Origin of the sequence: Treponema berlinense, assembly GCF_900167025.1 — a bacterium.
Lineage (GTDB): Bacteria > Spirochaetota > Spirochaetia > Treponematales > Treponemataceae > Treponema_D > Treponema_D berlinense.
The window spans coordinates 1-2,893 of record NZ_FUXC01000027.1; the positions used below are offsets into that span (position 1 = coordinate 1).

2 protein-coding genes are annotated in these 2,893 nt (G+C 40.7%); both read right to left on the minus strand.

Annotated elements, in window-relative coordinates:
• Nucleotides 1–384 precede the first annotated feature (384 nt).
• Complete coding sequence (locus B5D47_RS11185; protein ID WP_078931912.1) at nucleotides 385–1,710, minus strand: hypothetical protein; 1,326 nt, start codon at nucleotides 1,708–1,710, stop codon at nucleotides 385–387.
• A 46-nt stretch (nucleotides 1,711–1,756) separates the two neighbouring features.
• On the minus strand, nucleotides 1,757–2,839 hold the full coding sequence (locus B5D47_RS11190; RefSeq protein ID WP_078931913.1) for a hypothetical protein: 1,083 nt from the start codon (nucleotides 2,837–2,839) through the stop codon (nucleotides 1,757–1,759).
• Nucleotides 2,840–2,893 lie beyond the last annotated feature (54 nt).

Consider the following 2,893-nt stretch of genomic DNA (forward strand, 5'->3'; position numbering starts at 1 on the left):
TCAAGATTAAAACTTCAGTTTTAGGATTGACTTTTTAAGCTGTTTCGCAACGAAGTGAGAAACAAGCGATGATAAGAAAGTTTGCAACGCAAACTAAAAAAAATTGGATTTGAGGAAAATGAAGGCTTTGTGATGATAAATGTTTTGATTTTTTCAGATTCGCTCACTATATATATTGTAAGCGGTTGTCAACTTTTGACATTTTTTGAGGAAAAAAGTTGATTTGTTTGGTATTTTTTTTAATAACAGGGAAAAAAAAGCAAAAAATGCCACATTTACGGAAAAACTTAGCCCGGATCGGAACTGCGCGTTCAAAATATGCATAAAAAAACCAGCCTTTCGGCTGGCTTTTGTTCACTTAGAACTATTTTTGGCTATGCAATATTACATCTTAACACGGAAGATCATTGGAATAGCAATGTTCTGTACTGAATCGCCGTATGTTTCTGCTACGTCGTAGTTTTCGTATACAACACCTACAGAGATTGAGTTTCCGCCAGCATAGAACTGTGCCCAGGCAGAAGCGCGGAGCTGGATAAGTGCATCTGTTGTTTCTTTTCCGTCTTTGTCTGTAAGTTTTTTGCCACCGTTTTCGCCAAGACCAATCATGTCTGCAACTACACCGTATACTGCAAATTTGCTGTTAACCTTGTAGCGAACCATCAAGTTGTTTGTAAGAACTGAATCACGGCTAACTGGTGTACCACCATGTTTACCGTTTGTTACAGCAGCAGAATCTGCGATACCTTTTGTTGTAGCATTTTTCTTTCCATTGAGTTTACCAATGCTTTCTTCTGCGTCAACAAGTGCAGAGTAGCTGTGGAAAGATGTGAAAGAAAGAGCTCCCATTTTGTAGTACAAACGGAGGTCTGCAGACCAGTCTGTAAAATCACCGTCTACAACAGAACCAGCACCACCGATTGTTGCAGTAAGGTTGTTCATGATTTTTGGCTGCAAGTAAGCACCGAATGCCATTGCATCAGCGTATTTTCCGTCATCGTTCTTATATGCGCTCTGTCCGTATTTGAATACGAATTCGCCTGTTCCATAATTAGTGTTTGCTTCAACAAGACCTACGAGAGAGTGTCCCTGAAGGCTTCCGTCTGATTTAGAGCCTTTTTCGTCAGATGTTTCATTAGAAATGTAAACACCGTTTAATTCGAGCTTGCAAGCCTTAAAGTTGCGGATGTTGTATTTAGCACCAATTGCATAGCTTTCTGAAGCTGTTACATTTACTGGCATTACAATGTTGTCTACGAAGAATGATGGTGAACCTGCGTATGCAGAACCAAGTTTCTTGAACTCAAAGTCCATACCTTCCATGTTTCCAGCATCAACATCTGCCTTGTTGCGGTATGCGCCTTTTACTTTTCCGTCTGACCAGAAACCGGCAAAAAGACCAACTTTGCCAACCTGCAGGTCAGCTCCAAGTGTCTTTGTGCGGAGTTTTGAAGTTGTACTTTCATCGCCTACAACTGTAATTGCAAAAGAAGCAATGTCTCCACCAATGTTAATTCCGAGGTTGTCTGTACCTGCTCCAGAATATGCATCTGTAAACAAGATTTTTGATGCTTCGTCTGTTGTACCATATTCATTGTTATGAGAGAGGAGTGTTGCACGCTGTCTGTAGTTGAGAGTAACTCCAACATCTGCAAATGCGGCTCCTGCAACCATTGCACCTAAAGTAAGTGCGCTAATTATCTTTTTCATTTAATTCCTCCAAGAATTTTTATCTAAGCAAGTTCCTTTCCGTTTATTACAGAGAAAGAGTTACATAGATTGGCAATGAAACATCGCCTACACCTGCATAAGGAGTTTTGTTGTCCCAACGCATGTCGAATGCAGCAGTAAATAATGCTTTTTCAGAAATCTGGATTTCGCAAGCTGGTGTGAATGCTGTAAGGTTTTTGCCGTTGTCAGCATCGAAGTCGCGGACAGTGTTCTGCAATGTAGCGAGGAAACGGATATTGTCGCCTGCAACATGGTTTACAGAAATCATTGTCCACATTGCATTTAAATCATCTCCTGATTTTGATGCTTTAAGTTCTTTAGCAATTGAAGAATAGTTGAACATACCTGTTACAGCAGTTTTTTCTGTAATTGCATAGCGGGCACGTGCATCAACCCCGAATTCTTTATCGCCGTCATAGTTACCCATTGTAAAGCCAACTGTAGCTCTGAGGTTTTCTACCATAAGAGGGCTTACGAAAGCGCCAATAGTAGTTACTTTATCAGAAGGGTTTTTGATTGCAACGTCTACGTTGATAAGACCGTCCTGACGGTATCCAAGTTCTGCAACAAATCCTGACTGTGAGTCATATTTGCCATAATCACATTTTACGATACCTGCTTTTACAAGAAGAGTTCCTGGAAGTGTGTCTGCAAGAGTGTAAGCAATAACTGTAGCCATCTGACCTTCTGTAAGGTTGTCTGAGTCAGCAGCTCCTACACCGTTGATTACACCAAGTTTATATGCTTCGTAATATTTTCCGTCGAGATCGCCAGCATCGCTCTTTACGCGGTCGCTGTAGCGTCCGTTCCATTTTCCAGAAGTTACCTGCAAGTTTCCAACTGGAAGACCAAAAGTCATCCAACCATAATATGAATCAAGTGCGAGTTTGCTTGTGTCTGACGAGCCTTCTTCAATATCCCAGTCAAAAACAACACCGGCAATATCATTAGAAAGTTCAAGACCAAGACAATCTGAGCGTGTTACGCTGTCTAATGCCTTAGATGTTCCACCAACGATATTTGTTCTTTTCCAAGAAAATGAAACGTCGGCAAATGCAGTACCAGCAAGAATCAAACCTGCAGCAGCTGCGGCTACGATTTTTTTCATAATAAAAAATCCTCCTATTTTTTCAGGGAATTTAAACCAACGGTTTTTTTTAAT

Excerpts from the sequence above, each read along its gene's own strand:
- B5D47_RS11185 (WP_078931912.1), bottom strand. The coding sequence starts at position 1,710 with ATGAAAAAGATAATTAGCGCACTTACTTTAGGTGCAATGGTTGCAGGA.
- B5D47_RS11190 (WP_078931913.1), bottom strand. The coding sequence starts at position 2,839 with ATGAAAAAAATCGTAGCCGCAGCTGCTGCAGGTTTGATTCTTGCTGGT.